Source organism: Pseudomonas sp. S2_E02 (genome assembly GCF_054668355.1).
Map to the genome: position 1 here is coordinate 991,036 of NZ_CP162761.1, position 25,310 is coordinate 1,016,345.

General features: G+C 60.9%; 20 protein-coding genes. 1 reads left to right on the forward strand and 19 read right to left on the reverse strand.

The annotated features are described in order from the left end of the window. Window positions 1-386: 386 nt before the first annotated feature. The 17 genes from AB4O01_RS04400 to AB4O01_RS04480 form a co-directional block, all read right to left on the reverse strand. Entirely contained in the window at window positions 387-1,169 is a 783-nt protein-coding gene (locus AB4O01_RS04400; RefSeq protein ID WP_460090795.1) for an endonuclease/exonuclease/phosphatase family protein, read from the reverse strand. A 195-nt stretch (window positions 1,170-1,364) separates the two neighbouring features. Next, window positions 1,365-2,123 carry a PIG-L deacetylase family protein gene (locus tag AB4O01_RS04405; protein WP_257354945.1) on the reverse strand — a complete coding sequence of 253 codons (759 nt, stop codon included), beginning with the start codon at window positions 2,121-2,123 and terminating at the stop codon, window positions 1,365-1,367. A 134-nt stretch (window positions 2,124-2,257) separates the two neighbouring features. After that, the gene (locus AB4O01_RS04410; RefSeq protein ID WP_460090796.1) at window positions 2,258-2,965 is read right to left on the reverse strand and encodes a glycosyltransferase family 2 protein; all 708 of its coding nucleotides are present in this window, start codon (window positions 2,963-2,965) and stop codon (window positions 2,258-2,260) included. After that, on the reverse strand, window positions 2,962-3,561 hold the full coding sequence (locus AB4O01_RS04415) for an SAM-dependent methyltransferase (RefSeq protein ID WP_460090797.1): 600 nt from the start codon (window positions 3,559-3,561) through the stop codon (window positions 2,962-2,964). The genes AB4O01_RS04410 and AB4O01_RS04415 overlap by 4 nt, the downstream gene beginning before the upstream one ends. Next, window positions 3,558-4,316 carry a PIG-L deacetylase family protein gene (locus AB4O01_RS04420; protein WP_460090798.1) on the reverse strand — a complete coding sequence of 253 codons (759 nt, stop codon included), beginning with the start codon at window positions 4,314-4,316 and terminating at the stop codon, window positions 3,558-3,560. Before AB4O01_RS04420 ends, AB4O01_RS04415 begins: the two co-directional genes overlap by 4 nt. Continuing rightward, window positions 4,313-5,311: an acyl-CoA dehydrogenase gene (locus tag AB4O01_RS04425; RefSeq protein WP_460090799.1), complete on the reverse strand. Its 999-nt coding sequence runs from the start codon at window positions 5,309-5,311 to the stop codon at window positions 4,313-4,315. Before AB4O01_RS04425 ends, AB4O01_RS04420 begins: the two co-directional genes overlap by 4 nt. Before the next feature lies 1 nt (window position 5,312). Continuing rightward, complete coding sequence (gene glgX / locus AB4O01_RS04430) at window positions 5,313-7,472, reverse strand: glycogen debranching protein GlgX (protein ID WP_460090801.1); 2,160 nt, start codon at window positions 7,470-7,472, stop codon at window positions 5,313-5,315. A 227-nt stretch (window positions 7,473-7,699) separates the two neighbouring features. Further along, on the reverse strand, window positions 7,700-8,014 hold the full coding sequence (locus AB4O01_RS04435) for a DUF2934 domain-containing protein (RefSeq protein WP_093432930.1): 315 nt from the start codon (window positions 8,012-8,014) through the stop codon (window positions 7,700-7,702). A 27-nt stretch (window positions 8,015-8,041) separates the two neighbouring features. Continuing rightward, window positions 8,042-10,810: a malto-oligosyltrehalose synthase gene (locus AB4O01_RS04440; protein ID WP_460090803.1), complete on the reverse strand. Its 2,769-nt coding sequence runs from the start codon at window positions 10,808-10,810 to the stop codon at window positions 8,042-8,044. Continuing rightward, window positions 10,807-12,885 (reverse strand): 4-alpha-glucanotransferase, encoded by a 2,079-nt coding sequence (malQ, locus tag AB4O01_RS04445; RefSeq protein ID WP_194934965.1) that lies wholly within the window; start codon window positions 12,883-12,885, stop codon window positions 10,807-10,809. The genes AB4O01_RS04440 and malQ overlap by 4 nt, the downstream gene beginning before the upstream one ends. Next, entirely contained in the window at window positions 12,882-14,684 is a 1,803-nt protein-coding gene (gene treZ / locus AB4O01_RS04450) for a malto-oligosyltrehalose trehalohydrolase (RefSeq protein WP_460090805.1), read from the reverse strand. The genes malQ and treZ overlap by 4 nt, the downstream gene beginning before the upstream one ends. A gap of 18 nt (window positions 14,685-14,702) precedes the next feature. Further along, entirely contained in the window at window positions 14,703-16,289 is a 1,587-nt protein-coding gene (gene glgA / locus AB4O01_RS04455) for a glycogen synthase GlgA (protein WP_095050737.1), read from the reverse strand. Window positions 16,290-16,909: 620 nt separating this feature from the next. Continuing rightward, window positions 16,910-17,863, reverse strand: a complete 954-nt coding sequence (locus AB4O01_RS04460) for a D-2-hydroxyacid dehydrogenase family protein (RefSeq protein ID WP_460090806.1) — start codon at window positions 17,861-17,863, stop codon at window positions 16,910-16,912. 13 nt (window positions 17,864-17,876) lie between these two features. Continuing rightward, window positions 17,877-18,926 carry an alpha/beta fold hydrolase gene (locus tag AB4O01_RS04465; RefSeq protein WP_093432913.1) on the reverse strand — a complete coding sequence of 350 codons (1,050 nt, stop codon included), beginning with the start codon at window positions 18,924-18,926 and terminating at the stop codon, window positions 17,877-17,879. A gap of 87 nt (window positions 18,927-19,013) precedes the next feature. Next, entirely contained in the window at window positions 19,014-19,448 is a 435-nt protein-coding gene (locus AB4O01_RS04470; RefSeq protein WP_177413082.1) for a YqaA family protein, read from the reverse strand. After that, complete coding sequence (locus AB4O01_RS04475) at window positions 19,448-19,894, reverse strand: DUF411 domain-containing protein (RefSeq protein ID WP_093432907.1); 447 nt, start codon at window positions 19,892-19,894, stop codon at window positions 19,448-19,450. Before AB4O01_RS04475 ends, AB4O01_RS04470 begins: the two co-directional genes overlap by 1 nt. A 238-nt stretch (window positions 19,895-20,132) precedes the next feature. Then, the gene (locus AB4O01_RS04480) at window positions 20,133-22,124 is read right to left on the reverse strand and encodes a methyl-accepting chemotaxis protein (RefSeq protein ID WP_460090807.1); all 1,992 of its coding nucleotides are present in this window, start codon (window positions 22,122-22,124) and stop codon (window positions 20,133-20,135) included. Between the two features lie 381 nt (window positions 22,125-22,505). Here AB4O01_RS04480 and AB4O01_RS04485 point away from each other — a divergent pair, with 381 nt between their 5' ends. Further along, the gene (locus AB4O01_RS04485) at window positions 22,506-23,033 is read left to right on the forward strand and encodes a hypothetical protein (protein WP_093432901.1); all 528 of its coding nucleotides are present in this window, start codon (window positions 22,506-22,508) and stop codon (window positions 23,031-23,033) included. A gap of 70 nt (window positions 23,034-23,103) precedes the next feature. On the opposite strand, the gene AB4O01_RS04490 is transcribed toward AB4O01_RS04485, so the two are convergent. Beyond that, entirely contained in the window at window positions 23,104-24,018 is a 915-nt protein-coding gene (locus AB4O01_RS04490) for a GNAT family N-acetyltransferase (RefSeq protein ID WP_257354963.1), read from the reverse strand. Next, entirely contained in the window at window positions 24,006-25,307 is a 1,302-nt protein-coding gene (locus AB4O01_RS04495) for a phenylacetate--CoA ligase family protein (RefSeq protein ID WP_460090808.1), read from the reverse strand. The genes AB4O01_RS04490 and AB4O01_RS04495 overlap by 13 nt, the downstream gene beginning before the upstream one ends. Window positions 25,308-25,310 lie beyond the last annotated feature (3 nt).

Consider the following 25,310-nt stretch of genomic DNA (forward strand, 5'->3'; position numbering starts at 1 on the left):
AGGTCTACCTTGCAGGCGCATGCGGCATCTCGATGTGGCGTCTCTCCTACCCCGAACGAGGGGCGACCGAATGGAGCGGGGCGAACCGTGGCCGCTCGATTTCGCGAGTGTCCTAAGGCTCGTCCCGGTAGTTATTCCGGGGGTAGTAAGGTAGAGATAAGAAGAGTCGCGCGCCGCCGTCAAGAAATTGAACGATGAGCGGTAGTGGCAAAACAGGCTTTGCAAGCGTTTGTTTTTCTGCACATAACTAAGTGGTTGTTTGTATGGAACAACCCGACAAAAGCCCCGGCTCAGAGCGCTTCAGTTACCGACAGAAGGTCTGCCGGCACTGAAAGGGCACAAGGGTTGTCAATCTTCCACATAGGGTATTGCTGTCATTAATGCGGTTACAGATGCACTTCAACCGCCAATGGCAGGTGATCGGACAGATGCGTCCACGGCTTGTTGCCGAGGATCTGCGGGTCATGACTACTGGCATTGCGCAGGTAGATCCGGTCCAGTCGCAGCAACGGAAAACGTGCCGGGTAGGTCTTGGCCGGGCGCCCATGGTGGCGCTCGAACGCTTCGTGCAGGTAGTCACGACGGGCGAGGGCGGCGTTGCCCTGTAACTGCCAGTCGTTGAAGTCGCCGGCGATGATTACCGGGGCATCCTCGGGCAGCGATTCAAGCAACTGACAGAGCAGTTGCAGCTGCAATTGCCGATGGCTTTCGAGCAGACTCAGGTGCACGCAGATTGCGTGAACTTCGGCGTGACCTGGCACATCGAGCACACAGTGCAAAAGGCCTCGGCGTTCGGGGCCGGTGATCGACACATCGAGATTGCGGTATTCACGGATCGGGTATTTCGACAGCAGCGCATTACCGTGATGGCCGTCAGGGTAAACGGCGTTGCGCCCGTAGGCGAAATCGCTCCACATGCTGTCGGCGAGAAATTCGTACTGCGAGGTTTGTGGCCATTCGTTGTAACGGTTCGAATGCCGTTCGTGTTCACCCACCACTTCTTGCAGAAACACCAGATCGGCCGAGGTGCTGCGCACCGCTTCGCGCAGTTCCGGCAGGATGAATCGCCGATTGAGCGCGGTAAAACCCTTGTGGGTGTTGACCGTCAGCACCCTGAGGCGATGAATGACGGGCGCGTCGATAACATGACGCTTGGGATCGCTGGACACGTTCACTCCTCTGGATTGCGGGCCGCTTATTCATGCGACTGATGGCGAGGGGCGGCAGTTCCTTCTGGATAATTTCGATTGCACATCAAACCCTGTGGGAGCGAGCTTGCTCGCGAAGGCGTCGGTCCAGTCGATACGAGTATTGAATGTGACGGCCTCTTCGCGAGCAAGCTCGCTCCCACAGGGAATCAGATATCAGACGAAGACGATTTCGTAAGGCAAACGCATTCTTTCGAGAATCACCGGCGGCAGCATCGGCGCAATACCAATCGCCGGCTCACCCTTGAGCTGACTGGCGTAAGCATGGGTGGCGTGGCTCTTGCGCGCTACGGTCCAGGTGTCGAGGCGCAGTTTGCGCGCGCGTTCCCAAGGGATCAGTTGCTGGTCGCGCTCGGGCCAGTGCCAGGCCCAGACCGGTACGTCGTGGAAGGTCGCCCCGGTTTGTTCCGCTGCCTGTGCGCTGGCCCGACCCACCGCTTCATGGTCGTCGTTGCCATCGCCGCGCCAGGTGCTGAACACCACATCGCCTGGGCGCAGGTAGCGGCTGATGAATTCGGTCACTTGCGCTTGCTGTTCGCACAGAGCGTTGTCAGTGAAACCGCCGCGCACCCATTTCAGACTGTGCATTGGCAAGCCGAGACGGCGCAGGGCCTCGACGCTTTCCTGCGGGCGGAACACGCTCAGGCGTTTTTCCGACCATTGCCGCGAACCCGGGTGGCTGGCGCTGCCATCGGTGATCGAGAGCAATTGCAACGGATGACCGAGGCTGGAGAGTAATTGCAGCAGACCGCCACAGGTGACCACTTCATCGCCCGGATGCGGCGCGATGACCACGGCGCGGGCGCCGGCGGGTACCAGACTTAAAGTATTGATGACCGGGATGTTGTCCAGTTGCGGGGCGCTGTTCCAGATTTGCGCCGACGAACTGCTGTCGCTGAGGGTTAACGGTTTCATGGTGTGACGTCCTTGTGTTGTTTCGCCCTCAGTCGTGCGTTTGGCGGTGATTGCCAGACGCCGCCGACCCGTGAAGGCTGGTTGATTGCCCAGCGACGCTCCGAACCCTGGATTGCCGCGCAGCAGAGTATTGCTCATGAAGCGAAGTTCGTCGCGTCACAGATCAATCTGATCCGCTTTTTTTGCTCCATCTGTGCCAGATGTCGCAGATAGTCACCAAAGCCACCGCGCGCACGGCTGTCGAAGCGCGCGCTGGTCAGCACTTGCGGGCGATGACTCCAGGCGATGTTCGCGCCGTCCCGTTCCAGCTCCCGCACCAATTGCACATCTTCGTCGCAGGCCAACGGTTTAAAGCCTCCGGCCCAACGATAGGCGTCGGCGCTGATGCCCAGATTGGCACCGTGAATGTGCCGGTGACCATCGCAGGCCCGGTAATCCCGGTGATAGCGGATTTGCGCCGCTTCATCGAACGACTCGTGCCAGCGTTCGACCGTGACGGTACCGCATACCGCGTCCGCGCCCAACCCCAGTTGCGCCACCAGCCAGTCGTCGGCCACGCGGCTGTCGGCGTCCGAGCAAGAGATCCAGCGCGCGCCGCGCTCCAGCAATAGCTGCGCGCCGGCCGCCCGGGCCTGGCCAACATTGCGTGCGTCGATGTGCAGGCTCAGCACCGGATAGCGACTGACGATCTGCGCCGAGCGGTCGGTGCAACTGTCGAGCACCACCAACACCTCAACCTTTTCGCCGGCCAGCAATCCGTGGCGGCTGGCGCGCACTGCGGCGCTCAGGCAGTCGTCGAGCAGGTCTTCCTCATTGTGCGCCGGGATCAGAATGCCGATCATCGCAAGCCCTCCAGTGCCGCCACCGAGCGCGGTTCGCGGCTCCACACCTCAAGGATGAAGTCCGCTTCCTGATGCAAGACCAGACGGGACAGATGCAGTTTTTCGTGAATCAGGTCGTGAACCTGCCGCGCATTCAGCGGGCAGCCTTCAATGGGCGGACGCCAGTGACAGGCGAGGAACTGGCCGTCGGCAGTCAGGCAATCACTGGCCCGACGGATCACTTCTGTCAGATCCTGACTATCCAGGTAGTAGCCGATCTCGCTAAATACGATCAGGTCGAATTTTTCCTCCGGCCAGTCGCCCGGAAGACGCTTTTGCCGCACTTCGGCGTGGTCGAACACGCTCAACCGCGTGCGCGCCAGAGTCACTGCCGCACTGGCCGTGTCACAGCACAACAATCGATCGCAACGCGCGGCCAGTTCGGCGCTCAACTCGCCGTTGGCGCAACCCGGTTCGAAGATTGCCCGGTAGTGCGGACGCGGCAGGGCGGCGAGGGTGATCGCGCGTTTGCGCTGCTCATACCAGCGCTCACGGAACGCCCATGGGTCATCGTTGCCGGCAAACAATCCGTCGAAATAGCGATCTTCGACACTCATAGAAACACCACTTCGAAAGGTTGCAGCAGGCGATCGAGCACATAGGGCGCCAGTACCGGACCGAGTCCGGCGTCAGGATCGCCTTCCAGTTGACTGGCGAAAGCGTGCACCGCGAGGCGTTTGCGCGCGACTTGCGCCGGCGTCAGAAGAATCTTGCGTGCGCGTTGCCACGGTACGAAGGCGTCTTCCGGAGTTGCCCAGTGCCAGGTCCACACCGGCAGTTCATGGCAAGTCGCACCGACGCGACGGGCAGCCTCGGCACTGGCGCGGCCGACGGCCTCGTGGTCGCAATGTCCGTCCTCGCTCCACGTGGTAAAGAGCACGTCGTCGGGGCGCAGATGACGCTCGATGAACTCGACCAACTGCGCTTCCTGCGCCGCGACCTGAGTGTCAGTGAAGCCACCGCGCAGCCACTTCACGCGATGCATCGGCAGACCGAGTCGGCGCAGCGCTTCGGCGGATTCCTGTGGGCGCACCACGCTCAGACGTTCCACCGGCCAGCGACTGGAACCGGGATGACTGGCGCTGCCGTCGGTGACCGACATCAGTTGCAAAGGCCGACCGGCCTCGGCAAGCAATTGCAGCAAACCGCCGCAACCGAGCACTTCGTCGTCCGGGTGCGGCGCGATAATGACTGCCCGTGCGCCCGGTGGCACCAGACTGAGGATGTCGATGCTGTCCAGTTCCGCCAGATGCCGCGAAGCCTGCCACTGATGCAGGCTTGTGCCCTGACCGACAATCGGATTGGTTTTCATAGTGCCCATGCCTCCATAGAGTGCCCGGCCACCAATTGCCCCAGCGCGGCCAGATCCCGTTCGGCATGACTCTGGCGCAGAAACACCGGCAGATCAGCGCTGAGCCGGGCAAAGTGGCGATCTTTGCAAAACGGCCCGGCACCGAGGGCGCGGCCGACTTCACGCATGACCTGTTCAGCCGACTGCTCGACCACCGCGCGGGCACGCCGGGCGAGCAATTCGGCGTTGTCCTCGGGATGCGCATCGATGTGCAAGGCGCTGAAACGCAGTACATCGGCAGCGGCCTGCAAAGCGCTGTCGACCGCGCCGAGATGCGCCAACGCGTGCGGTTCCGGACGTTGCCCACACTGGGTGCGCAATACTTCGGCAATTTGCCGTGCGGCGCCGTACCAGCACGCGGCAATACCGATCCCGCCCTGCCAGAAACCCGGGCGTTGCAGATAGTCACCGGGATTGCCAATGGCCTGCGCTTCGGCACCGTCGAACAGCACCTCGACGCTGCCAGTAGCCGCCATGCCCACCGCTTGCCAGCCTTGCTCGGTGACGGTGACGCCCGGTTGGTCGAGGGCAACGGCGACCAGTTGCTGCTGATCGTCGCCATCCCAGGCGGTGAGCAAGGCGTGGCTGAGCACCGCGGCGCCGGAGCACCATGCCTTGCGTCCATGCAGCGCGACCATGTGCCCGGCCGGGCTGGCTTTGACTCGTGCTTGCGGTGGCTCCGCTGCCCACATGCCCCAAGTGCTGCCCGGCGTAGGTGAGCCGCCGAGTTGTTCAATGATCGCCAGCGCGTCGGTGTGACCTTCGAACAGTTTGCACAGACCCAGGTCATGCCCGCCGACTTCCGCCAACTGCTGAAAGCGCTCCAGCGTGCGGCCACTGCCCGGTAACGGCAGACGATCCAGCCCGGCCTCGACCAGCGCCCGCAGGCACCCGCCGAGGGCTGCGGTGTGCGGATAATCCGTTGGTCGTCGGCTCAGATAACGGTGCAGATCCATATCAGTCTTCTTCGTCACGTTGCAGTTCAAACAGCAGCAGCGAGCGCCCGGTGACCGAGTATTCGTGACCGAAATCGAAGCGTTCCTGACCACGGATCGACGGCTGATTGGTGTCGATCATGCAGGTCCAGAAACTGCCTTCCGGTACCTCCGGCAAGGTGAAATTGACGATGTCATGATGGGCGTTGACCACCAGCAGCAAGGTCGCATCCGCACCTTTGCGGCGAATCCCGGTTTCCTGTGCGCGCCCGTCGAGCAACATGCCCAGGCAGCGGTTGTGCGCATCGTGCCAATGCTCGGTGGTCATCTCGGTGGCATCCGGCGCCAGCCAGGTGATGTCCTTGACGCCGATGTCCTCGTTGTATTCGCCTACCAGGAAGCGGCCGCGACGCAGGATCGGATAGGCCAGGCGCAGCTTGATCAGGCGCTTGACGAATTTCAGCAATGCCTTGCCGTCCTCGCTCAGGTCCCAGTTGACCCAACCGATCTCGCTGTCCTGGCAATAGGCGTTGTTGTTGCCGTCCTGAGTGCGGGCGAACTCATCACCGGCGACGATCATCGGCGTGCCTTGGGCGAGCAGCAGGGTGGCGAAGAAATTGCGCATCTGCCGATGGCGCAGGGCATTGATTTCAGGATCGTCGGTCGGGCCTTCGACGCCATGGTTCCACGACAGGTTGTTGTTGCTGCCGTCCTGGTTGTTTTCGTCGTTGGCTTCGTTGTGCTTGTCGTTGTACGAGACCAGATCGTTGAGGGTGAAACCGTCGTGGGCGGTGATGAAGTTCACCGAGGTGTACGGACGCCGCCCGCGCTGGTTGAACATCTCGCCGGAAGCGGTCATGCGGCTGGCAAAGTCGGCAACCTGGCCGTCGTCGCCTTTCCAGAACGCGCGCACGGTGTCGCGGAATTTGTCATTCCACTCGACCCAGCCCGGCGGGAAGTTGCCCACCTGATAGCCGCCGGGGCCGCAGTCCCAAGGTTCAGCGATCATCTTCACCTGGCGCAGCACCGGGTCCTGGCGGCAGGCGACAAGGAAACTGTGACGCTCGTCGAAACCATCGTGGTAGCGGCCGAGAATCGTCGCCAGGTCGAAGCGGAAACCGTCGACGTGCATCTCGCTGGCCCAGTAACGCAGCGAGTCGGTGACCATTTGCAGCACGCACGGGTGGCTCAGGTCGAGGGTGTTGCCGGTGCCGGAATCGTTGATGTAGTAGCGCTTGTCGTCGGGCATCAAGCGGTAATACGAGGCGTTGTCGATGCCGCGCATCGACAGGGTCGGGCCTTGCTCGTTGCCTTCTGCGGTGTGGTTGTAGACCACGTCGAGGATCACTTCGAGGTTGGCTTCGTGCAGGTGCGCGACCATCTCCTTGAATTCGGCAATCTTGCCGCTGGCCAGGTAGCGCGGGTCCGGGGCGAAAAACGCGATGCTGTTGTAACCCCAGTAATTGGTCATGCCTTTGTGCAGCAGATGCTGGTCATTGACGAAGGCATGAATCGGCAGCAATTCGACGGTGGACACGCCGAGCCTGCGAATGTGTTCGAGCACGTCGTCGACCATCAGCCCGGCAAAGGTGCCGCGTACGTTCTCCGGTACCGACGGGTGACGCATGCTGATGCCGCGCACGTGGGTTTCATAAATGATGGTCTTGTCCCACGGCACGCTGACGCGATGGTCATTGCCCCAGGTGTGCGCCGGGTCGATGACTTTGCACTTGGGTACAAATGGTGCGCTGTCGCGTTCATCGAAACTGAGGTCGGCGTCGGGGTGGCCGATGGTGTAGCCGAACAGCGCTTCCGACCATTTGAGTTGGCCGACCAACTGCTTGGCGTACGGGTCGATGAGCAATTTGTTGTGGTTGAAGCGGTGGCCGTTGGCCGGGTCATACGGGCCGTAGACGCGGTAGCCGTAGATCAGCCCCGGGTGCGCATCGGGCAGGTAGCCGTGGTAGATCTCATCGGTGTATTCCGGCAGTTCGATGCGTTCGAGTTCGACTTCGCCGGCATCGTCGAAGATGCACAGTTCGACCTTGGTGGCGTTGGCGGAAAACAGAGCAAAGTTCACCCCCAGACCATCCCAGGTCGCACCGAGCGGGAAGGGCAGGCCTTCACGGATTCTCGACGGCTCGGCGTGCGCGGTGGGCTCGGTATTCTTTGGACGGGTCATGATTGCTCCTGCAAAAATCGGGATGGTTCGGTTAACACCAATCCCCTGTGGGAGCGAGCTTGCTCGCGAAAGCGCAATGTCAGTCGACTTCAATGTTGAATGGCAGACCGCATTCGCGAGCAAGCTCGCTCCCACAAGGGATTTGTGTATTTCTTCAGGGCGAGTAAGCCCTCGGTGGCGAGCGAACCCGCCACACGTTCATTCAGTTCAATAATCCGGTTAGAGCGTCAGATCGCCGAAGGCTTCTTCGGCGCCCGAGGCTTTTTCTCGGCAGGCTTTTCGCCCGGGGGAACCACTTTAGCGGCGCTGGCCGGCTTGGCTTTGGCCGGTGGTTTCGGCTTGGCGGCCGGGGCCTTGGCCTCAGCTGTCTTGCCCGCCGGTTTGCTGCCGGCGGCTTTCGGCGGTTTCTTCGGTGCCAGCGCTTCCGCTTCGGCGAGCTTGCGCGCCATTTCCCAGTGGCGTTCTTCATGCCCCTCGGGCTTACCTTCCGATTCCCAGATTTGATAGGCGAATTCGCGGATGCGTTTATCGTCGGTACTCATCGCAATGCTCCTGAACTGAACTCATGCTTACGTTAAGTGTTGGATAAAGAGATTGACCGGGACATCCCCCAGCGCGTCGCTGATATTCAGCTCCCTGTTTTTTGTGACTGCGCTGCTTGAAAAAAGTCCCTTCAGGTTTGTCGCAGAGGCGGCGAACGGTAAAACCACCCGCGTATCGCCCCAGCGCAGCGCATCGACCTGAGGTACAGCACCGTTTTCCAGCAGGGTCGCGCAACGGACCGGCACGATCACGATGGCCTGCTTGCCCGCGTGCTCACGGGCAAACGCGAGCACGTTGTGCGCCTGACTGCCGAGCACTTCCAGAGCCTGGTAGCTGCCCCGGCGGAACAGCTCGGCATGTTCGACGCGCAGCTTTAGCACTTGGGCGATCAAGGCTTGCTTGATGCGCCCGTCACGCCAATTCGCCAGCAACTCCACAGCTGGCAATGGCTCGTGCAAAGCGTGTTCGCGAGCGGCGTAATCCACCGGCCGGCGGTTGTCCGGATCGACCAGGCTGAAGTCCCAGAACTCATTGCCCTGATACAGGTCCGGCACCCCCGGCACGGTCATGCGCAGCAAGGTTTGCGCCAAACCATTGAGCGCGCCGGCAGCGGCGATGCTGTTGACGGTCTTGCTCAGCGCGGCGCGCAGCAGTTCGCCTTCCTCACCGGTGAGGAGTTTTTCGGTGAACGCTTGCGCGGCGTTTTCGTAGCTTTCGCTCGGTGCGCTCCAACTGCTTTGCAGCTTGGCTTCACGCAGGGCTTTCTGCTGCCATTGCCAGATGCGCTTGGCGTAATCGGCGAAACCCGCCTGGTCGTCGTCACGCAGTTGCAGCGGCCAACTGCCCAGCAACGCTTGATAGAGAATCAGCTCATCGCCGCTCGATGGCATCTGATCAGCCACCCGCACCGGGCGGGCGAGGGCGCGCCACAGCTCAATCTGCTCGGCGTACCAATGGCTGCGCTCACTGAGTACGGCCAGACGTGCGCGGGTGTCTTCACCACGTTTGTGATCGTGGGTCGCGGTGGCCAGCAAGTTGTCGGGGAATTCACTCAGCCGTTGTTGATTGACCGCATGAAAGTCGCTGAGCGGAGCGCTGAACTGTTCGGTGTTGTAGCCGACGTCATTGCGCGACAGCAGCACGGCGGAGCGATACAGCGCGGTGTCTTCCACGGCTTTGGCCGCTGCCGGGGAGGTCAGTTGCTGAAAGCGTACGCAGGCATGCTTGAGAATCTTGCGCGAACGCCCGCGCGGTTTACGCCGCCACGGCGTACCGCCAAGCCAGGCGGCAACGCAGTCGAGCACCGGCCAGTCGCCTTCGCCGAGGCTCTGTCGCGCACCGTCCATGGCCTGCTGGAAGAATTTTTCATCCTGCGCGGAGCGGCCCATGGCGCTGATGTACGTGCGATACACCGGGAAGTGCACGATCAACGCCTGCAACACCCGGCGGATCGCACCGAGGGTCAAGTCGCGAGTCATCAGGTCATCGCGAGCGACCTGCAGCAGGGCCTGGGCGACGCTCTCGCAATCACTGGCGAGCGAGCCGTTGAGGATCTGCTGACGCGCCAGTTGTGCTTCTTCGATGAACGCGGCGGGGCGCTCGGTGCGCCGTTGCCAGAGGTCACCGAGCACGTATTCGCCGTCCGGGTCGTGTTGCAGCAGCGACAGCTGATTCATGAACTCGTAACCGGTGGTACCGTCCACCGCCCAGTCGCGGTGCAGGGTTTCGCCAGCGCCGAGGATTTTCTCGACGTAGATCGGCAAGTGCCTGCCGGGTGCCAGCAGATCGACGCGCCGCCGCAATTTACGGCAATAACCACGCGGGTCGGCGAGCCCGTCGATATGATCGATGCGCAAGCCGTCGACCAGCCCTTCAGCGATCAATTGGAAAATTTTGCCGTGGGTGGCTTCGAACACTGCCGGGCGCTCGACACGCAGCCCGCCGAGTTCGTTGATGTCGAAAAAGCGCCGCCAGTTGATGTCGTCAGCCGCCGTGCGCCAACTCGCCAGGCGATAGCTTTGACGTTCGAGCAACTCATGCAGTTTGTGGAAGCCTTCTTCGCTGGTCGAATCGTAATGCTTCAGGTTGTTTTCGATGGCCTCGGCAATTGACGGATCACTCGCCAATTGGCGCAATTCTTCTTTGAGCGGAGTCGCCAGTGAATGGGCATCGGTCTGATAGCTGAGGGCGCCGAAGCGATCGGCCAACGGCTTCAGCGCATCCGAGGTTTTCAGCAGCTCAGGGTAATCATTCGGGCACACCGGGAAGTGATGGTCGTAGTGCTCGACATGGAAACTGCCGGTCTGCGCATTGAAGTGCAGTTTCAGCGTGCCTTCCTGCAGGGCCACGCCGTAATCGCTGCCGAGGAACGGCAGCAGCAACTGGCCTTCCATCAGTGGATCCGGCGAATGCCATTGAATGTCGAAGAACTCGCCATAAGGACTCAGCCGCCCCCATTCCAGCAGATCAAGCCACCACGGGTTGTCGCTGCCACCGACCGCCATGTGGTTGGAGACGATGTCGAGGATCAGGCCCATGTCGTGTTCGCGCAGGGTGCTGATCAAGCGCCGTAATGCCGGCTCGCCGCCAAGTTCCGGGTTGACCTGGGTCGGGTCGACCACGTCGTAGCCGTGCATCGAACCGGCCCGCGCTGCGAGCAGCGGCGAGGCATAGATATGGCTGATGCCGAGCCGGGCGAAGTACGGCACCAATGGCACCGCGTGTTCGAGGGTGAAACCTTTATGAAATTGCAGGCGCAAGGTCGCGCGCAGGGGCTGGATGAGCGCTTGGTTCATTGGTCACGCTCGGCAGCCTGAAGCCTTGCGCAGGCGAGTAATTCCAGACGTCGCGCCGCATCCGCGCCATCGAGCAGCGCCTCACTGGTGCCGGGCAAGCGCCGTGACCAGTTCGGATGGGTGTCGATGGTGCCGGGCAGATTCGCCTGTTCATTGATGCCCAGCGCATCTTCCAGCGGCAACAGCACCAACGGCGCGCGGGTGTGGCCAAGGAAGCGTACGGCGGCATCGACCACTTGATCGGCCTCGTGGGATTCCTCGCGAAAGTTTTGCGGGTCCTGGCTCAACGCGTTGCGCAGGCCTTCGCGCTCACGCTGGCGGTGATGCCGCCATTCGATTTCACCGTTGGCATCGACAAAGCCCAAGCGCGCGTTCCAGTCGATATCACGACCATGCCACCAGCCGTTGAGCGTTGGCAGGTCGTGGGTGCTGGTGGTCGCCAAGGCGTTGTCCGGCCAGTCGAGAATCGGTTTGAAAAAGGTGTTGTCCTGCTCGAACAGCAGCACGCGCATGCCGAGCATGGAGCGGGCGATGAGCTTTTCACGCAGGCCATCGGGCACCGTGCCGAGGTCTTCACCGAGGACGATGGCCTGGTGACGATGGGATTCGAGGGTCAGCAATCGCAGCAAGTCATCGACCGGGTAATACAGGTACGCGCCATCGGCCGGCGCCGCGCCGTTGGGGATCACCCACAAGCGTTGCAGGCCCATGACATGGTCGATGCGCAAACCACCGGCATGGGCGAAGTTGGCGCGCAGCATGTCGATGAAGGCGCGAAAGCCATTGCGAATCAGACCTTCCGGCGAGAATGCGGAAATGCCCCAGCCCTGGCCCGAGCGATTGAGAATGTCCGGCGGCGCACCCACGGTCAGCGACGCGAGCAATTCATCCTGGAAACTCCAGGCCTGGCTACCGGCGCCGTCGGCACCCACCGCCAGATCGGCGATCAGGCCAATGCCCATGCCGGCGCTGCGTGCAGCGGTTTGCGCGCGCTCCAGGCAACGGTGGATCAGCCATTGGCAAAAAGCGAAGTAGCCGATGCGTTCGGCATATTCTTCGGCAAACGCTTCGAGCGCTGCGCCGCGTGGGTCGTGCCAGTGTTCCGGCCATTGTCGCCAGTCGAGGTTTTCACCACGGGCGGCGCGCATTTCCTGAATGGCTTCGAAGCGGCAATGGTTTTCCAGTGCTTCACCACCGGCATGGCGGAAACTGGCGAAGTCCGGGTGCAGCGGGTGGTCACCGGCGACGAAACCTTCATACAAGGCTTGCAGTAGTTTTTGCTTGGCGTCGGCGGCGCTTGGCCAGTCGATCAGGGTCAGGTCTTCCAGTTGCGCAAACTGCTCGGCCAGGCCGGTCGCGTCGATCGCATCGCGCAAAGCGCGCTCACCAAGAATCGCGCCGGGGGCGGCGTACAGGGGATTGAGGAACAGACGACTGGACGGCGAATAAGGGCTGTAGCGCCCGGTATCGGCGCTGAACATCGCGTGCAATGGGCTGATTGCCAGCGCATCGGCGCCGCGTTCACCCGCCACGCGGACCAGATCCTCCAACGCTTGGGTGTCACCGAAACCGCCATCGCCGGGGCGGCGCAGCGAATACAGTTGCGCACTCAGACCCCAAACGCGAGGAATCGGATTATCCACCGCATCGCCGACACTGAAGCAGCGCTCCGGGGCCACGGCCAAGGTGAAATATTGATCGCCGATGTGCACCTGTTGATAGCCGACCGGAATCAGTCCCGGCAGTACTGCTTCAGAATCGAGTTTCAGGTTCAGCCGCGAGCCGTCTTCAAGGTGGATTTCGCACGGGGTTTGCGGGGCGAAATACCGACCCAGATCGAGGCCGACGCCGACATCGCTAGTGAGTAGCGGCGGCAAGTGGCGGTCTTGTTGGGCAGCTTGCAGTTCCAGCAGGCTGGCGTCGATTTCCTGCGCGGTGCTGGCGGGGTGGCCGAGTCCGATCAGAACATTGCGCAGCACCGCCGGGGCGACTTTTTGCGGGCGGCCGTTGGCGTCGATCCAGTCGACGGCAAGGCCGGCGCGGCTTGCAAGTATTTCCAGTTGCGCATCGCTCATAGGCGCTCTCCATCCAGAGGTTGCAAAGGGGTTGCGGCCGTGAGGCTGACAAGCGCGCAATACGCGGGCAGTTCGCCCGATTCCGATAGATCGACGCTGGATGGCTGTTGAAACAACCACACGGCCTCGGTCTGTGGAGGGTTGACCACTGGCGTGTCGCTGAGGTTCAGGTCAATTCGCAGCTCGCTGCCATTGCCCAGACGCCAGCGCGCACTGACCGCGCCATAACCGAGCATATGCGCGCCGAGCGCTTGCGTGCCGGACAGATGGGGGATGATGTATTGATGGCGGAATTGCAGCAGCTTCTGGTACAGCGCGAGGGTTTCCTGCTGTTTCACGCTGCCATTGCCGATCAGCCTGGGCTGTGAGGCGTGGAAGGTTTTTTCGGCGTTCGGGTCGGGAATCTGCTCGCGTTTGTGCGGATCGGTGAAAGCGCTGAACGCGGCGAATTCATTGCGGCGGCCCTCACGCACCAACTTGGCCAGTTCACCGTGGTGACTGGTGAAAAACAGGAACGGTTGCTCAGCGGCGAACTCATCGCCCATGAACATCAGCGGAATCATCGGCGACAGCAGTAACAACACGGTCGCTGCCTGCACGGCACGCGGATCGGCCAGGTGATGCAGGCGCTCGCCGAACGCGCGGTTGCCGATCTGATCGTGGTTTTGCAGGAACAGCACGAACGCCGTGGAGGGCAGGTGTTCGCTGGGTTCGCCGCGTGGTTCGCCATGGCGGGTGATGTGGCCCTGGAAAACAAAGCCCTGACTGAGGCAGCGCACCAATTGTTCGGTGGGTTGTGCGGCGTAGTCTGCGTAATAGGCGTCGGTTTCGCCGGTGAGCAGGACGTGCAGGGCGTTATGGCCGTCATCGTTCCACTGCGCGTCGTAGTCGTATTCCAGCAGGCTCGACTGGTTGAGTTCGTTTTCCACGGTCAGCCAGACATGCCGACTGGGGTCGATCTGCGCGCGGATGCGTCGGGCCATTTCGCTGAGAAAATCCGGATCCTCAATGGCATGCACAGCGTCGAGGCGCAGGCCGTCGAAACGGTATTCGAGCAGCCACATCAGCGCGTTTTCGATGAAGAACTCGCGCACTTCGCTGCGACGAAAATCGATCGCCGCGCCCCACGGCGTGTGCTTGTCTTCGCGAAAGAAGCCTTTGGCGTAACGGTGCAGGTAATTGCCGTCCGGGCCGAAGTGGTTGTAGACCACGTCGAGAATTACCGCCAGACCGTGGCTGTGGGCGCTGTCGATCAGGTGTTTGAGTTGTTCCGGCGTGCCGTAGGAGGCTTGCGGGGCGTAGGGCAAAACACCGTCGTAGCCCCAATTGCGTTCGCCAGGGAACTGCGCCAGCGGCATCAGTTCGATGGCGGTGATGCCCAGGCCTGCAAGGCGCGCCAGATGTTGTTCGACTTCCGCGAAACCACCGAGCGCACCGACGTGCAACTCGTAGATCACCGCTTCGCTCCATGGCCGACCGTGCCAGGCCGTGTGTCGCCATTGATAAGCCAGAGGATCGACCACCACGCTGTGGCGGTCGAGGTCGCCATCCTGGGCTCGGGAGGCCGGATCGGGCACCTCCAGTTCGCCGTCGATGTTGTAGCGGTAGCGGGTGCCCGCCGGACAGCGGGCCTTGATCACAAACCAGCCGTCTGCCTGAGGCAGCATTGGCAGCGACTGACCGTTTTCAAGTTCGACACTCACGTAAAACGCATCCGGCGCCCATAGCGCAAATTGCGTGTGTTCGGCGTCCAGCATGATCGCGCCGTGGGGCCAGGTTTCAGTAGACCGTAACGGCATCGTGGTGAACCTCCCTGGTTATTTGTGGTGAGCTTTACCCAGCGCCTTGGCGACCAGTTGTTCGTAGAGTTCGGCGTACGGTTCAACCGCTTTGCACCAGTTGAACGGCGCAGCCATTGCGCGGCAACGCATGGCGTTGAGCAGTTCGGGGAAGGCGAATACCTTGAACGCGCGGCTCAGGGCCTCTTGATAGCTTTCAGCGGTGGACTCATCGAAGAGGAAACCGGTGACGCCGTTTTCAATGGTGTCGGCCAGACCACCGGTATTGCGCGCCACCGGCAGCGAGCCGAAACGCTGGGCGTACATCTGACTCAAACCGCAAGGCTCGTAACGCGAAGGCATCAGCAGGAAATCGCTGCCGGCGAACATGCGTCGGGCGTCGGTTTCGTTGAAGCCGATGCGCACACCGATCTGCCCTGGAAAGCGCAGCGCCAGTTCGCGCATGGCTTGTTCTTCTTCCGGTTCGCCGCGACCGATGATTGCGATCTGGCCACCGTTCTGCACGATGTATTCGGATACCGCTATCGTCAGGTCCAGACCTTTCTGGTAGACCAGTCGCGACACCACAGCGAACAACGGTCCGGTGGAATCGTTGAGGCCGAACAGCTCACGCACGTGCGCGGCGTTGATCGCTTTGCCTTCCCAGTCGCCAATTGCAAACGGTGCAAACAGGTGCGGATCGGTCGCAGCGTCCCAGCTTTCATCAATGCCGTTGGGGATGCCGCTGAGCAAGCCTTGCTGAGTCTTGGCGGCGAGGAAACCGTCGAGGCCACAGCCGAAATCCGGGGTGGTGATTTCCTGCGCGTAAGTGGCGCTGACCGTGGTGATATGGCTCGAATACGCCATGCCGGCCTTGAGGAACGACATCTTGCCGTAGAACTCCATGCCTTCCTGTTGCAGGGCATGGGCTGGAATCCCCAGCTCCGGGCAGGAGCCGAGGCTGGTCACGCCTTGATAGGCGAGGTTGTGAATGGTGAACAGGGTGGGCGTACGCTGCCCGCGCCAGTGCATATAGGCAGGCGCGAGACCGGCCGGCCAGTCATGGGCGTGCACCAGATCCGGGCACCAGTGAATTTGCGCGAGGTTGGCGGCGATGTCGGCGGCGGCCAGACCGAGGCGGGCGAAGCGAATGTGGTTATCCGGCCAGTCGCGGCCGTTGTTGGCGCCGTAGGGCGAGCCTTCGCGCTCATAGAGTTCGGGGCAGATCAGCACGTAGATGACCAGACCGTCCGGCATGTCCATGCGCCCGATCTTGCACGGCGGCAGCGCTGCGTGGCCGCCCAGTTCGCCGATGATGTGGATCGGGTTTTCGCTGTGCATCACCTGCGGGTAACCGGGGATCAACACGCGCACGTCGTGCAGATGGGCCATGGCCCGGGGCAGGGCAGCGGAGACGTCACCCAGACCGCCGGTCTTGACCAGATCGGCGATTTCCGAGGTGACGAACAAGACTTTTTTCTTGTTGGGGTTCTGGCTCGCTACCGGAGTCAGCGTTTTGGTGCCGGGAATGTTGATCTGTCGGCTGCCAGGAACACTGATGGTGCTCGATTCACCAACCGCCTGCTGAGCACGCTCTCCCTGAATTTCCAATGCCGCACTGATCATATGAATCTCCCGTCTCGTTGATCTGATTCTTGTCTTGAACAAGCGATGTCCATGGCCAAGTCCTGTGGCCGGGCGCAAACGCGCCACGCATCGGTGAGCAAACGCTACCCAACACGCGCAAGCAGAATGGGTGAACGGGCCGTTGCAAGGATTGCACCAGTCGCTATGGCCCTGTCTTTCAGATGACCAGCCGCCGCGCGCAAAAGTTTCGACTTTTTTTCCGCGATGTGACCGGTCGGTTTTACCCCGCGAAAGTCAGTCTAGGCCAGATCCTAGAGCGGGGCGGAGCAAATGGGTAAATTGTTCGACAATCGGTTGGCAAGCCACGCCGACCGTGCTTTTGAGGGGGAAACGCACCGACGAAGTGCAGGTTTTTCTGCGAGGGAGGGCGAAAACGGTGACTGATCGGTCACGATTCTGTGCTAGCGGGAAGTGCGGTTGCACTGTTGTGGTGCGGGCAGTTTGTTGATGGGGTGACAGTGAGTGCCCATTCGCGAGCAGGCTCGCTCCCATAGGAGATCTTCAGTGGACAGAAAATGTGTTCCTGGCACAGATCCAATGTGGGAGCGAGCTTGCTCGCGAAGGCGGTGGTCGCTACACCAGCGTAATGATGGGAATTCTCAGTTCAACAGGCGAACCGGCTCCCCAGCCGCCCAAGCCTGAATATCCTCGATCATCTGCGAAAAGAACTGCTCATAGTTCTGCCGGCTGACATACCCGACATGCGGCGTCGCCAAGACATTGTCCAGCGTTCGAAACGGGTGCATCGCGGGCAGCGGTTCCTGTTCGAACACGTCCAGCGCCGCCCCGGCGATCTGCTGTTTCTGCAACGCCTTGATCAGCGCTGCCTCATCGACAATCGGCCCGCGGGCGGTGTTGACCAGCAGGGCCGTCGGCTTCATCCAGCCCAGTGCCTGTGCATCGACCAGCCCGCGACTGCGCTCGCTGAGCACCAGATGCACCGACAACACGTCCGCCTGCTCGAACAGTTCCTGCTTGCTCACGTACATCACGCCAGCCTGTTCAGCGCGTTCGGCGGTGAGGTTTTCGCTCCAGGCAATCACCCGCATGCCGAACACCTGACCAAACTGCGCCACGCGTTGGCCGATGCTGCCCAGACCGAGAATGCCGAGGGTCTTGCCGTGCAGGTCACCGCCCAGCCCTTGCTGCCAGTGACCGTCGCGCAGGGCATTGGCTTCGTTCACCAGATTGCGCGTGGCCGCCATGATCAGCGCCCAGGTCAATTCCGGCGCGGCATGCTTGTAACTGTCGGTGCCGCAAACCTTGATCCCCAGCCTGGCGGCCGCTTGCATATCCAGCGCTGCGTTGCGCATGCCGCCGGTGACCAGCAACTTCAGATGAGGCAAACGCTTGAGCAAATCCTCATCGAAGCGCGTGCGCTCGCGCATCACGCAGATCACCTGGTAGCGGCCCAGTCGCTCGGCCAGTGTGGCATTGTCCGCCGGGTAATCGTGTTCGAACGTCACTTCACCGAGGCCATCGAGCACCGACCAGTCGACCACGTCGCGGGCCACGTCCTGCCAGTCATCGATTACTGCAATCTGCACCGCCATCAGCCTTACCTCATCAACGAACGGGATTGGTTGTATTCAGCCAGCCGAGCAAGGCCTTGTGGAACTGTGCCGGCTCTTCCATTTGTGGCGCGTGGCCCATGCCGGGAAACTCCACCAGCGTCGACTGCGGGATCAGCTTGGCCACTTGTTTGCCGAGCACGTCGTAATGGCCGATTTTCGCTTTCACCTCAGGCGGCGCGAGGTCCTTGCCGATGGCCGTGGTGTCGGAGGTGCCGATCAGCAGCAGGGTCGGCATCTTCAGGTCTTTGAACTCGTAATACACCGGCTGGGTGAAAATCATGTCGTAGATCAGCGCTGAGTTCCATGCGACCTGAGTCTTGCCCGGGCCTTTGCTCAGCCCGGCGAGCATGTCCACCCAACGGTCGAATTCCGGTTTCCAGCGGCCGTCGTAGTAAGTGGTGCGTTCATAATCACGGATGCCTTGGGCGCTGACTTTCAGCTCACGCTGATACCACTGATCCACGGTGCGATACGGCACGCCGAGGGCTTTCCAGTCTTCCAGGCCGATCGGGTTTACCAGCGCCAGTTGCTCAACCTGCTCGGGGAACAGCAAGGCATAACGCGTGGCGAGCATGCCGCCGGTGGAATGACCGAGCAGCGTGGCTTTTTGAATGCCCAGCGCTTTGAGCAACTGCTGAGTGTTGGTCGCCAGTTGCTGAAAGCTGTATTGATAGTTGTCGGGTTTACTGGAGGTGCAGAAGCCGATCTGGTCCGGTGCGATCACCCGGTAACCGGATTCGCTCAAGGCCTTGATCGAACTGTCCCAGGTGGCTGCGCAAAAATTCTTGCCGTGCATCAGCACCACAGTGCGGCCGTTGGCCTTGCCGTGAGCGGCGACGTCCATGTAACCCATCTGCAGGGATTTGCCCTGGGACTGAAAGGCAAAGTGTTTAAGGGTGTAGGGATAATCGAAGCCTTGCAGTTCCGGGCCATAGGCCGGGCCTTCCGGCGTCGCTTCGCTTGACGTCGCAGCCTGCGCCGACAGGGGCAGGGCGGCGCAAAGAAACAGGCCAGGCAGCCAACGGGAAAACATGACAGACATAAGGTCAAACTCCGTTTGAAATCGGCCGATGCTGGAACGAGCGGATTACGCCGACGTTAAACACAGGCAATGCCCGCGCCTGAACGTTCAACCCAGCCACCCCAGCGTCAGCAGGGCCAGCACGCCGTAACGTGCACCTTTGGCCAGGGTGACGATCAACAGAAAGCGCCCTAGCGGTTCGCGCATCACGCCGGCAATCAGCGTCAGGGGGTCGCCAATGATCGGCAACCAGCTCAGCAGCAACGACCAGTGACCGTAGCGCTCATAGTGTTTGCGCGCCCTCGCCATGTGCGCGGCGCTGACCGGAAACCAGCGCCGATCCTGAAAGCGCTCGATCCCGCGCCCCAGCCACCAGTTGACCAGCGAGCCGAGTACGTTGCCCAGCGTCGCCACCGCCAGCAGCCCCCACAGCCAATAACGCTCGCTGACGATCAGGCCGACCAGTAACGCCTCGGATTGCAGCGGCAACAAGGTCGCCGCGCCGAAAGCGGCGAGAAACAGGCCGCCGTACGCCGTGATGATCAATGGGCCGGGTAATCCGCCACGACCACGTCAGCCCCGTCTTTCTTCAGGCCGATAACCTGATAAGCATCACTCATGCCGTCCATTTCCATGCCCGGCGAGCCCATTGGCATGCCCGGTGCGGCGACGCCGAGCAGATCGTCACGCTTGCTCAGGGCCAGAACCTGTTCCGCGGGCACATGGCCTTCGACGAATTTGCCGTTGATGATCGCGGTGTGGCACGAGGCCAGACGCGGCGGTACGCCATGTTGCTGCTTGAAGCTGCTCATGTCGCTTTCGACGTGATCTTCGACTTTGAAGCCATTGGCTTCAAGGTGGCTGATCCATTTTTTGCAGCAGCCGCAATTGGCATCGCGATGGACTTCGATCGGAATCAGGTCGGCAGCCTGGGCCATTGCGGAGATGAACAGGGCGCTCAGGGCGAGCAGACGCAGGTGGGTTCGCATAACGGATTCTCGGCTCGGGTGACAATCGGAAAGCACGCATTTTGACCGGTTTTTGCCGCCGGGCATCAACGCAATGTTTCCAGTTGTTGCAAAACGCAGCACCAACCTGTGGGAGCGAGCCTGCTCGCGAATGCGGTAGTTCAAACACTGAAGCGGGGACTGAAAGATCGCTTTCGCGAGCAGGCTCGCTCCCACAAGGGTTATCTGTTGAGCAGAAAACCCCTGTGGTACGCAGGGATCAGCGCACTTTGAAACGGCCCATGATCGCGCTCACCCGGCTGTTGGCTTCGAGCAACTGGTGAGTGTTGAGTTCGCTGGCTTTGCCACTCTGCACCAGCTCATCGACCATGTGGCGGATCTGCACCATGCTGCGGTTGATCTCTTCGGTCACGGCGCTTTGCTGCTCGGCGGCGGTGGCGATCTGGGTGCTGAGGCTGTTGATGTGGCTGACCGAGCCGGCCATTTCGTCCAGACCGGAGTTGACCCGTGCGGTCGCGTCGGCGGCGGACTGGCAACTGGCCTGGGTGTTTTCCATGGCGCTGACCGACGAGCTCACGCCCTGAGTCAGACGCGTCAACATCTCGTTGATTTCCGAGGTGCTGGCCTGGGTGCGCGCGGCGAGGGCACGCACTTCATCGGCAACCACGGCAAAACCACGGCCCTGTTCACCGGCGCGTGCTGCTTCGATGGCCGCGTTGAGCGCCAACAGGTTGGTCTGCCCGGCAATCGCGCCGATCACCCCGAGAATTTCGGTGATGCGCTGGGCGTCCTGCTGCATGTTTTCAACTTTGTGTGTAGCGCTGGCCACTTCATCGATCAACGCGACCACGCTGTTGGTCGCTTCGCCCACCACCACCCGCGAACGGTCGGCATTTTCATTGGCGCGCTGGGTAAACGCGGCGGTTTCGGCGGCGTTCTGCGCAACGCTTTCTGCCGTCGAACTCATTTCGGTGATAGCGGTAACGGTCTGATCGGTTTCCGAAGCATGACGCAACAGAATCTGGCTGGTCTGCGCCGAGGTGCGTTGCAGGTTATCCAGGCTGGAGGCCATGGCCCCGGTGGCCTGGGTGACTTCACCGATCATGTTTTGCAGGTAGGCAATAAAGGTGTTCACCGAGTGGCCGATGGCGCCGAGTTCATCTTCGGCGCGAATGGTGATGCGTCGGGTCAGGTCGGCATCGCCGCTGGACAGCAGATCGATGTTGGCTTTCAAGGCTTTCATGCGTTGCACCAACTGGCGAATCGCGTAGACCTGCAACAGCACCAGCAGGATCACCAGCGGAATCTGCAACAGGCTCAAGGTGCTGAGGACGTCATCACGCTGGGCGGTGAGCATTTTCGTCGGCAGCGCCGTGGCGAGGAACCACGGCGTGCCTTCGATAGGACGCATGAAGAAAGTGCTGGCTTCGCCGTTGTTATCGAACTCGACGCGCTGCGCCTGATCGCGATTCTGCAGTCCGGCTTTGACCTGGCTGGCGAAGGTCGACGTGCCGGCCAGTTCGCTGATGTTCTTCAGCACGATCGGGCCACTGATGCGCGAGCTGTTACTGATGACCTTGCCGTCGGCTTCAACGATCAGCATCTCGGCGTTGAGGTCTTTTTCCTTGCGCGCCACCAGGTCGTTGAAGAAGCCAAGGGTGACGTCAATGGTCGACACGCCCCACGCATTGCCGTTTTTCTGGATGGCCATGGCGCAGTTGGTGCGCGGCTCGGCGCTGGCGTCATCTTTATAGGCCGCCGCCCAGGCGCATTGACCGCGCGGTGTGGCCATGCCGCCCTTGTACCAGCTCTGGTCGTAGTAGTTGGGCGCCGCGTCGCTGTTCCAGAACGTGTTGACGGCGAGTTTGCCCGAAGCGTCGCGGTGCCAGAACGTACTGAATTTGTTGCGCCCGGCTTCACGTTGCCCCGGCAGAGGCCAGATCCCGCCGCCGAATACTTTCAGCTCGCCGTACTGATCGACCAGACCTGGCAGCACCGCGTCGATGGCGGCGCTGTCGAGCAGCGGGATGGTCTGGGTGATGCTGCGCTGTTGCGCCTGCACTTTGTTCAACTCGCCCTGAATCTGCTCGGCGACTTCGGCGATGCGGTTGAGTACCACCTGTTCTTCGGTATGGCGCAGTTTCGGGGCGACCAGTTGGCTGATGCCAACCACGGTCAACACCGACAACAGCAGGATGAACAGAACCAGAAACAGCGTGTAGCGAGCCTGAATAGTGCGGAATGCGGGCATGGAGTCCGGTCCTTGAGCAGCGTTTCTTATTAGGGGCAGGGGTAAAACAGTGCGGGTATCTCCAGCGTATCGTCGTGGTGCCCGGAAGCTTTAGGTACTCGCGTCCTAAAAAGCAGCAATACCGATGACCGGCCGGTATCGAGATCGATACACAGGTGCTGATCAGCGCGCGTCGATAAGCAAAAAAGTGATTTTCGTTGCCTTGTCATGACAACTTCGGGTCAGTGAACGCGGGCCGTTGGGCTTTTGTATCGAGAATGTACAAGAATTGTAAAAAAGTGCAGAAATAGGTTGGTGCCATCAATTCGCCCGCCGATACTCGCGGCCATTATTGCCGTTCAACACGGATATTTTTTTGTTCATTTCACAGGGAGTCTTCTCATGACGATCGGTATTGTCGGCGGCTGGGAGAGCAAAGCAGGCGTTATGGTTCGTAACACCGGCGCGAAAAAACAAGTGGCCCAGAGCATCAAAGTGCAGCAGATGCTGACCAAGGTCGGTACCAATCCCACCGCGCTGAATACCGCTGAAATGGACAAGCAGGGCCTGCGCAAGGCCATCAAGGGCTTTGATCCTGCGAATGTTTCAGTAAAACAATTGGGAAATCTGAGCGAGATGCTGCGCAGCCGTGGCCTGATCTCCGAGATCACGTCGTTTACCTTGAAGAACGCCGGTGACAAGTTCGACCGTTTTGGCGTGACCAAAGATATCGATGCCAAATTCAACGCCCTGGAGTATTTCGCGACCCAGCTCGACGCCATTCAGAACAATGGCCTCAATGGCAACGCTTACGGCCAGAGTCTGATTCCCGAGTTCAAGAAAGCGATCTATGTCCTGCAGAACCTCAAGACCTACGGTGAAGGCAACGCCGCGAAACCGGTCGATGAAGGTGTCAAAGCCAAAGCTTGAGGCTGACCGTTTAGCCCGCTCAACGCTTGAACGGGCTGGTTGATGTGCAAGAACCCGGCAACGCCTCGCTTCAGCGTGCCGCGACGCGTTGTTGAGCCTGATCATGCAGTCGTTGCAGGTGTGGGCAGCGCAGCTCCAGCGATCGCGCGCGATAGCCCCGATGAAACAAAGCCAACCATCCAGCGCCCCGTTCATTCGGGGCAATCCCGGTGAAGACGAAGCCCATTGCCGACAGGCTATCCACGGCATTGGCGAAGCCTGTTGCCAGTCTTAGCCTGATCGAGATCAACCAGTGTTCGGGCAGTCGTCGTAGCTGTTGAAGCAAGCCGGCGTCGAGTTTTTTCAGCACCACGTCATAACGCCCTGAGTATTGTTCAACCTGCATCGGCTCTCCCACCCAACGCGCTTCTTTGTCTTGTGTTCCGTATACGCCGCACAAATGCGCCATGAAATCGTGACAGCTTTGCGGCCAGGACAATGCCGGGAGCGGGCGGCGATAGCCTTCGACAGGGGTGTAGCCGATGACGATGGACTCCGGCAGTGGCTCGCCAAACGGTGAGGGGACGTAGTCGAGCAACAACCCGGTGCTGCAAAAACCGAGTCGGTCAGCCATGCGTTGGGTGTAGAGATGCTGCGTCACCTGTTTGATGGTCACGCCGTGGCAACCGAGTGCCTGGGCATGGATCAACAACCGCATGCCCAACTGCGTCGCGATGTTCTGCCCGCGTGTTGACGGATGGACCACGCTCAACGCCAGTTCCGCCGTAGACGATCCCGCGTTTCTGCACAACGTGGCGTGGCCGAGGATTTTTTTCCCGGATTCCGCCACCAGCGAATGCCAGCGACCCTCGCCATGGTTCTGATTGATCATCAACGGCAAATACACGTGCGGCTGCACGTAGTGGTCACCATAGATTTCCCGAAACAGATGGCTGATGGCCCTGGCGTCGGATCGGCGATAACTGCGCAGCGTCAAGTTGTCCATGGACGTTGCTCCGGTCCGGGCGTGGCGTAGACACGCAGATCGACGACGCGTTGGCGCTTGCCGGAACGCGGATGGCGCGCGAGTTCATCGGGAGTGCAATGGGTAATCTGCAACTCGATCAAGCGCTCAGCGCAGAGTTGCTTGATCAGCGGGTATTGCTCGATCAGTGCGCGCTGCAAGGTCGTGTTGGCGTCTGCGGTCTCGGCCGTCAGCGCGTTGGGTAGCCATTTCAGGCACACGATATCGACGTTGGCCGATTGGCTGATGACCAGTTGCCAGTCGTCGCTGGCGGTGATGCGTGCGACGATTGCGGCAATGTCTTCGATCAACAGAGTCAGGCTGCTCACGCGCACCCGCTGACTGCTGGTGCTGCGGCCCATCAAGGCGAACTTGCGCATCGACGCAGTAGCCGGCTCTCGCCAGCAAGCGAGATCACCCACAGGGTAGCGGATCAGCGGCATCAGTCGGCGGGTGAGGTTGGTGATCAGCAGTCGTCCGGTTCGGTCGCATTCTTCGATCACTTCACCGGTGTGTTCATCGACGATTTCCAGCACGCTGTGGCTGGCCAGCATCCGGTGCTCGCCGAGTGCGCAATCGCGGCTTGCGGCGCCGATGAAACCGGCATCGACACTGGCGTAACCGATCGAGGCAATCCGCGCGTTGGGAAACACCCGGTGCAACGCCTGCAATTGTCCGGTGAACAGGCTTTCGCCGCCGTAAAGGATTGTTTCCACTTCGGCCAGGGTTCGCGCCTGGCGCTCCAGCCCGGCGGCGAACGCCAGCAATTGCGCGGGCACGCCGGCCAGCACATTGATCCGGTGTTGGCGGATCGAGTCGGCCAGCACCGCAGGGTCGACGTCGCCGGTAAACGGGTATTCGGTAACACCCGCCGGTTCGTGCGCCAGGGCGTCGTGGATAAAAATGAAACTGGCATACAGGTCGCCGACGAAAAACAGGTTCGCCACCCGGTCGCCGGGATTGAGTTGACCAGCGAGATGGCTGCCGAAGTCCCGCACAAGTGTCTGCCATTCTTCGCGGGTAAATACTGAAAGTTTACCGGCGCTGGTTGTTCCACCGGTCTTGAATACCAGGGCGCGTTCGACCGTTGAGGTCAGTACCGGCCATTGTTCCAGATGCTCGCTACTTGCCCAGTATTGTTGAGGATCGATTACCGGAAGTTCATCCAGGGTATTTGTCTGCGGCGCGACGTTTTGCAAGTGTCTGGCGTAATACGCCGAATGTTCGCGGGCAAAAGCGAACAACTTGCCAAGTTCTGTTGTTGTATTCATGGT

What these genes read in the sequence shown, in the direction of transcription:
- AB4O01_RS04405 (WP_257354945.1), bottom strand. Translation starts at nt 2,123, where the DNA reads ATGAAACCGTTAACCCTCAGCGACAGCAGTTCGTCGGCGCAAATCTGG.
- AB4O01_RS04410 (WP_460090796.1), bottom strand. Translation starts at nt 2,965, where the DNA reads ATGATCGGCATTCTGATCCCGGCGCACAATGAGGAAGACCTGCTCGAC.
- AB4O01_RS04415 (WP_460090797.1), bottom strand. Translation starts at nt 3,561, where the DNA reads ATGAGTGTCGAAGATCGCTATTTCGACGGATTGTTTGCCGGCAACGAT.
- AB4O01_RS04420 (WP_460090798.1), bottom strand. Translation starts at nt 4,316, where the DNA reads ATGAAAACCAATCCGATTGTCGGTCAGGGCACAAGCCTGCATCAGTGG.
- AB4O01_RS04425 (WP_460090799.1), bottom strand. Translation starts at nt 5,311, where the DNA reads ATGGATCTGCACCGTTATCTGAGCCGACGACCAACGGATTATCCGCAC.
- glgX (WP_460090801.1), bottom strand. Translation starts at nt 7,472, where the DNA reads ATGACCCGTCCAAAGAATACCGAGCCCACCGCGCACGCCGAGCCGTCG.
- AB4O01_RS04435 (WP_093432930.1), bottom strand. Translation starts at nt 8,014, where the DNA reads ATGAGTACCGACGATAAACGCATCCGCGAATTCGCCTATCAAATCTGG.
- AB4O01_RS04440 (WP_460090803.1), bottom strand. Translation starts at nt 10,810, where the DNA reads ATGAACCAAGCGCTCATCCAGCCCCTGCGCGCGACCTTGCGCCTGCAA.
- malQ (WP_194934965.1), bottom strand. Translation starts at nt 12,885, where the DNA reads ATGAGCGATGCGCAACTGGAAATACTTGCAAGCCGCGCCGGCCTTGCC.
- treZ (WP_460090805.1), bottom strand. Translation starts at nt 14,684, where the DNA reads ATGCCGTTACGGTCTACTGAAACCTGGCCCCACGGCGCGATCATGCTG.
- glgA (WP_095050737.1), bottom strand. Translation starts at nt 16,289, where the DNA reads ATGATCAGTGCGGCATTGGAAATTCAGGGAGAGCGTGCTCAGCAGGCG.
- AB4O01_RS04460 (WP_460090806.1), bottom strand. Translation starts at nt 17,863, where the DNA reads ATGGCGGTGCAGATTGCAGTAATCGATGACTGGCAGGACGTGGCCCGC.
- AB4O01_RS04465 (WP_093432913.1), bottom strand. Translation starts at nt 18,926, where the DNA reads ATGTCTGTCATGTTTTCCCGTTGGCTGCCTGGCCTGTTTCTTTGCGCC.
- AB4O01_RS04475 (WP_093432907.1), bottom strand. Translation starts at nt 19,894, where the DNA reads ATGCGAACCCACCTGCGTCTGCTCGCCCTGAGCGCCCTGTTCATCTCC.
- AB4O01_RS04480 (WP_460090807.1), bottom strand. Translation starts at nt 22,124, where the DNA reads ATGCCCGCATTCCGCACTATTCAGGCTCGCTACACGCTGTTTCTGGTT.
- AB4O01_RS04485 (WP_093432901.1), top strand. Translation starts at nt 22,506, where the DNA reads ATGACGATCGGTATTGTCGGCGGCTGGGAGAGCAAAGCAGGCGTTATG.
- AB4O01_RS04490 (WP_257354963.1), bottom strand. Translation starts at nt 24,018, where the DNA reads ATGGACAACTTGACGCTGCGCAGTTATCGCCGATCCGACGCCAGGGCC.
- AB4O01_RS04495 (WP_460090808.1), bottom strand. Translation starts at nt 25,307, where the DNA reads ATGAATACAACAACAGAACTTGGCAAGTTGTTCGCTTTTGCCCGCGAA.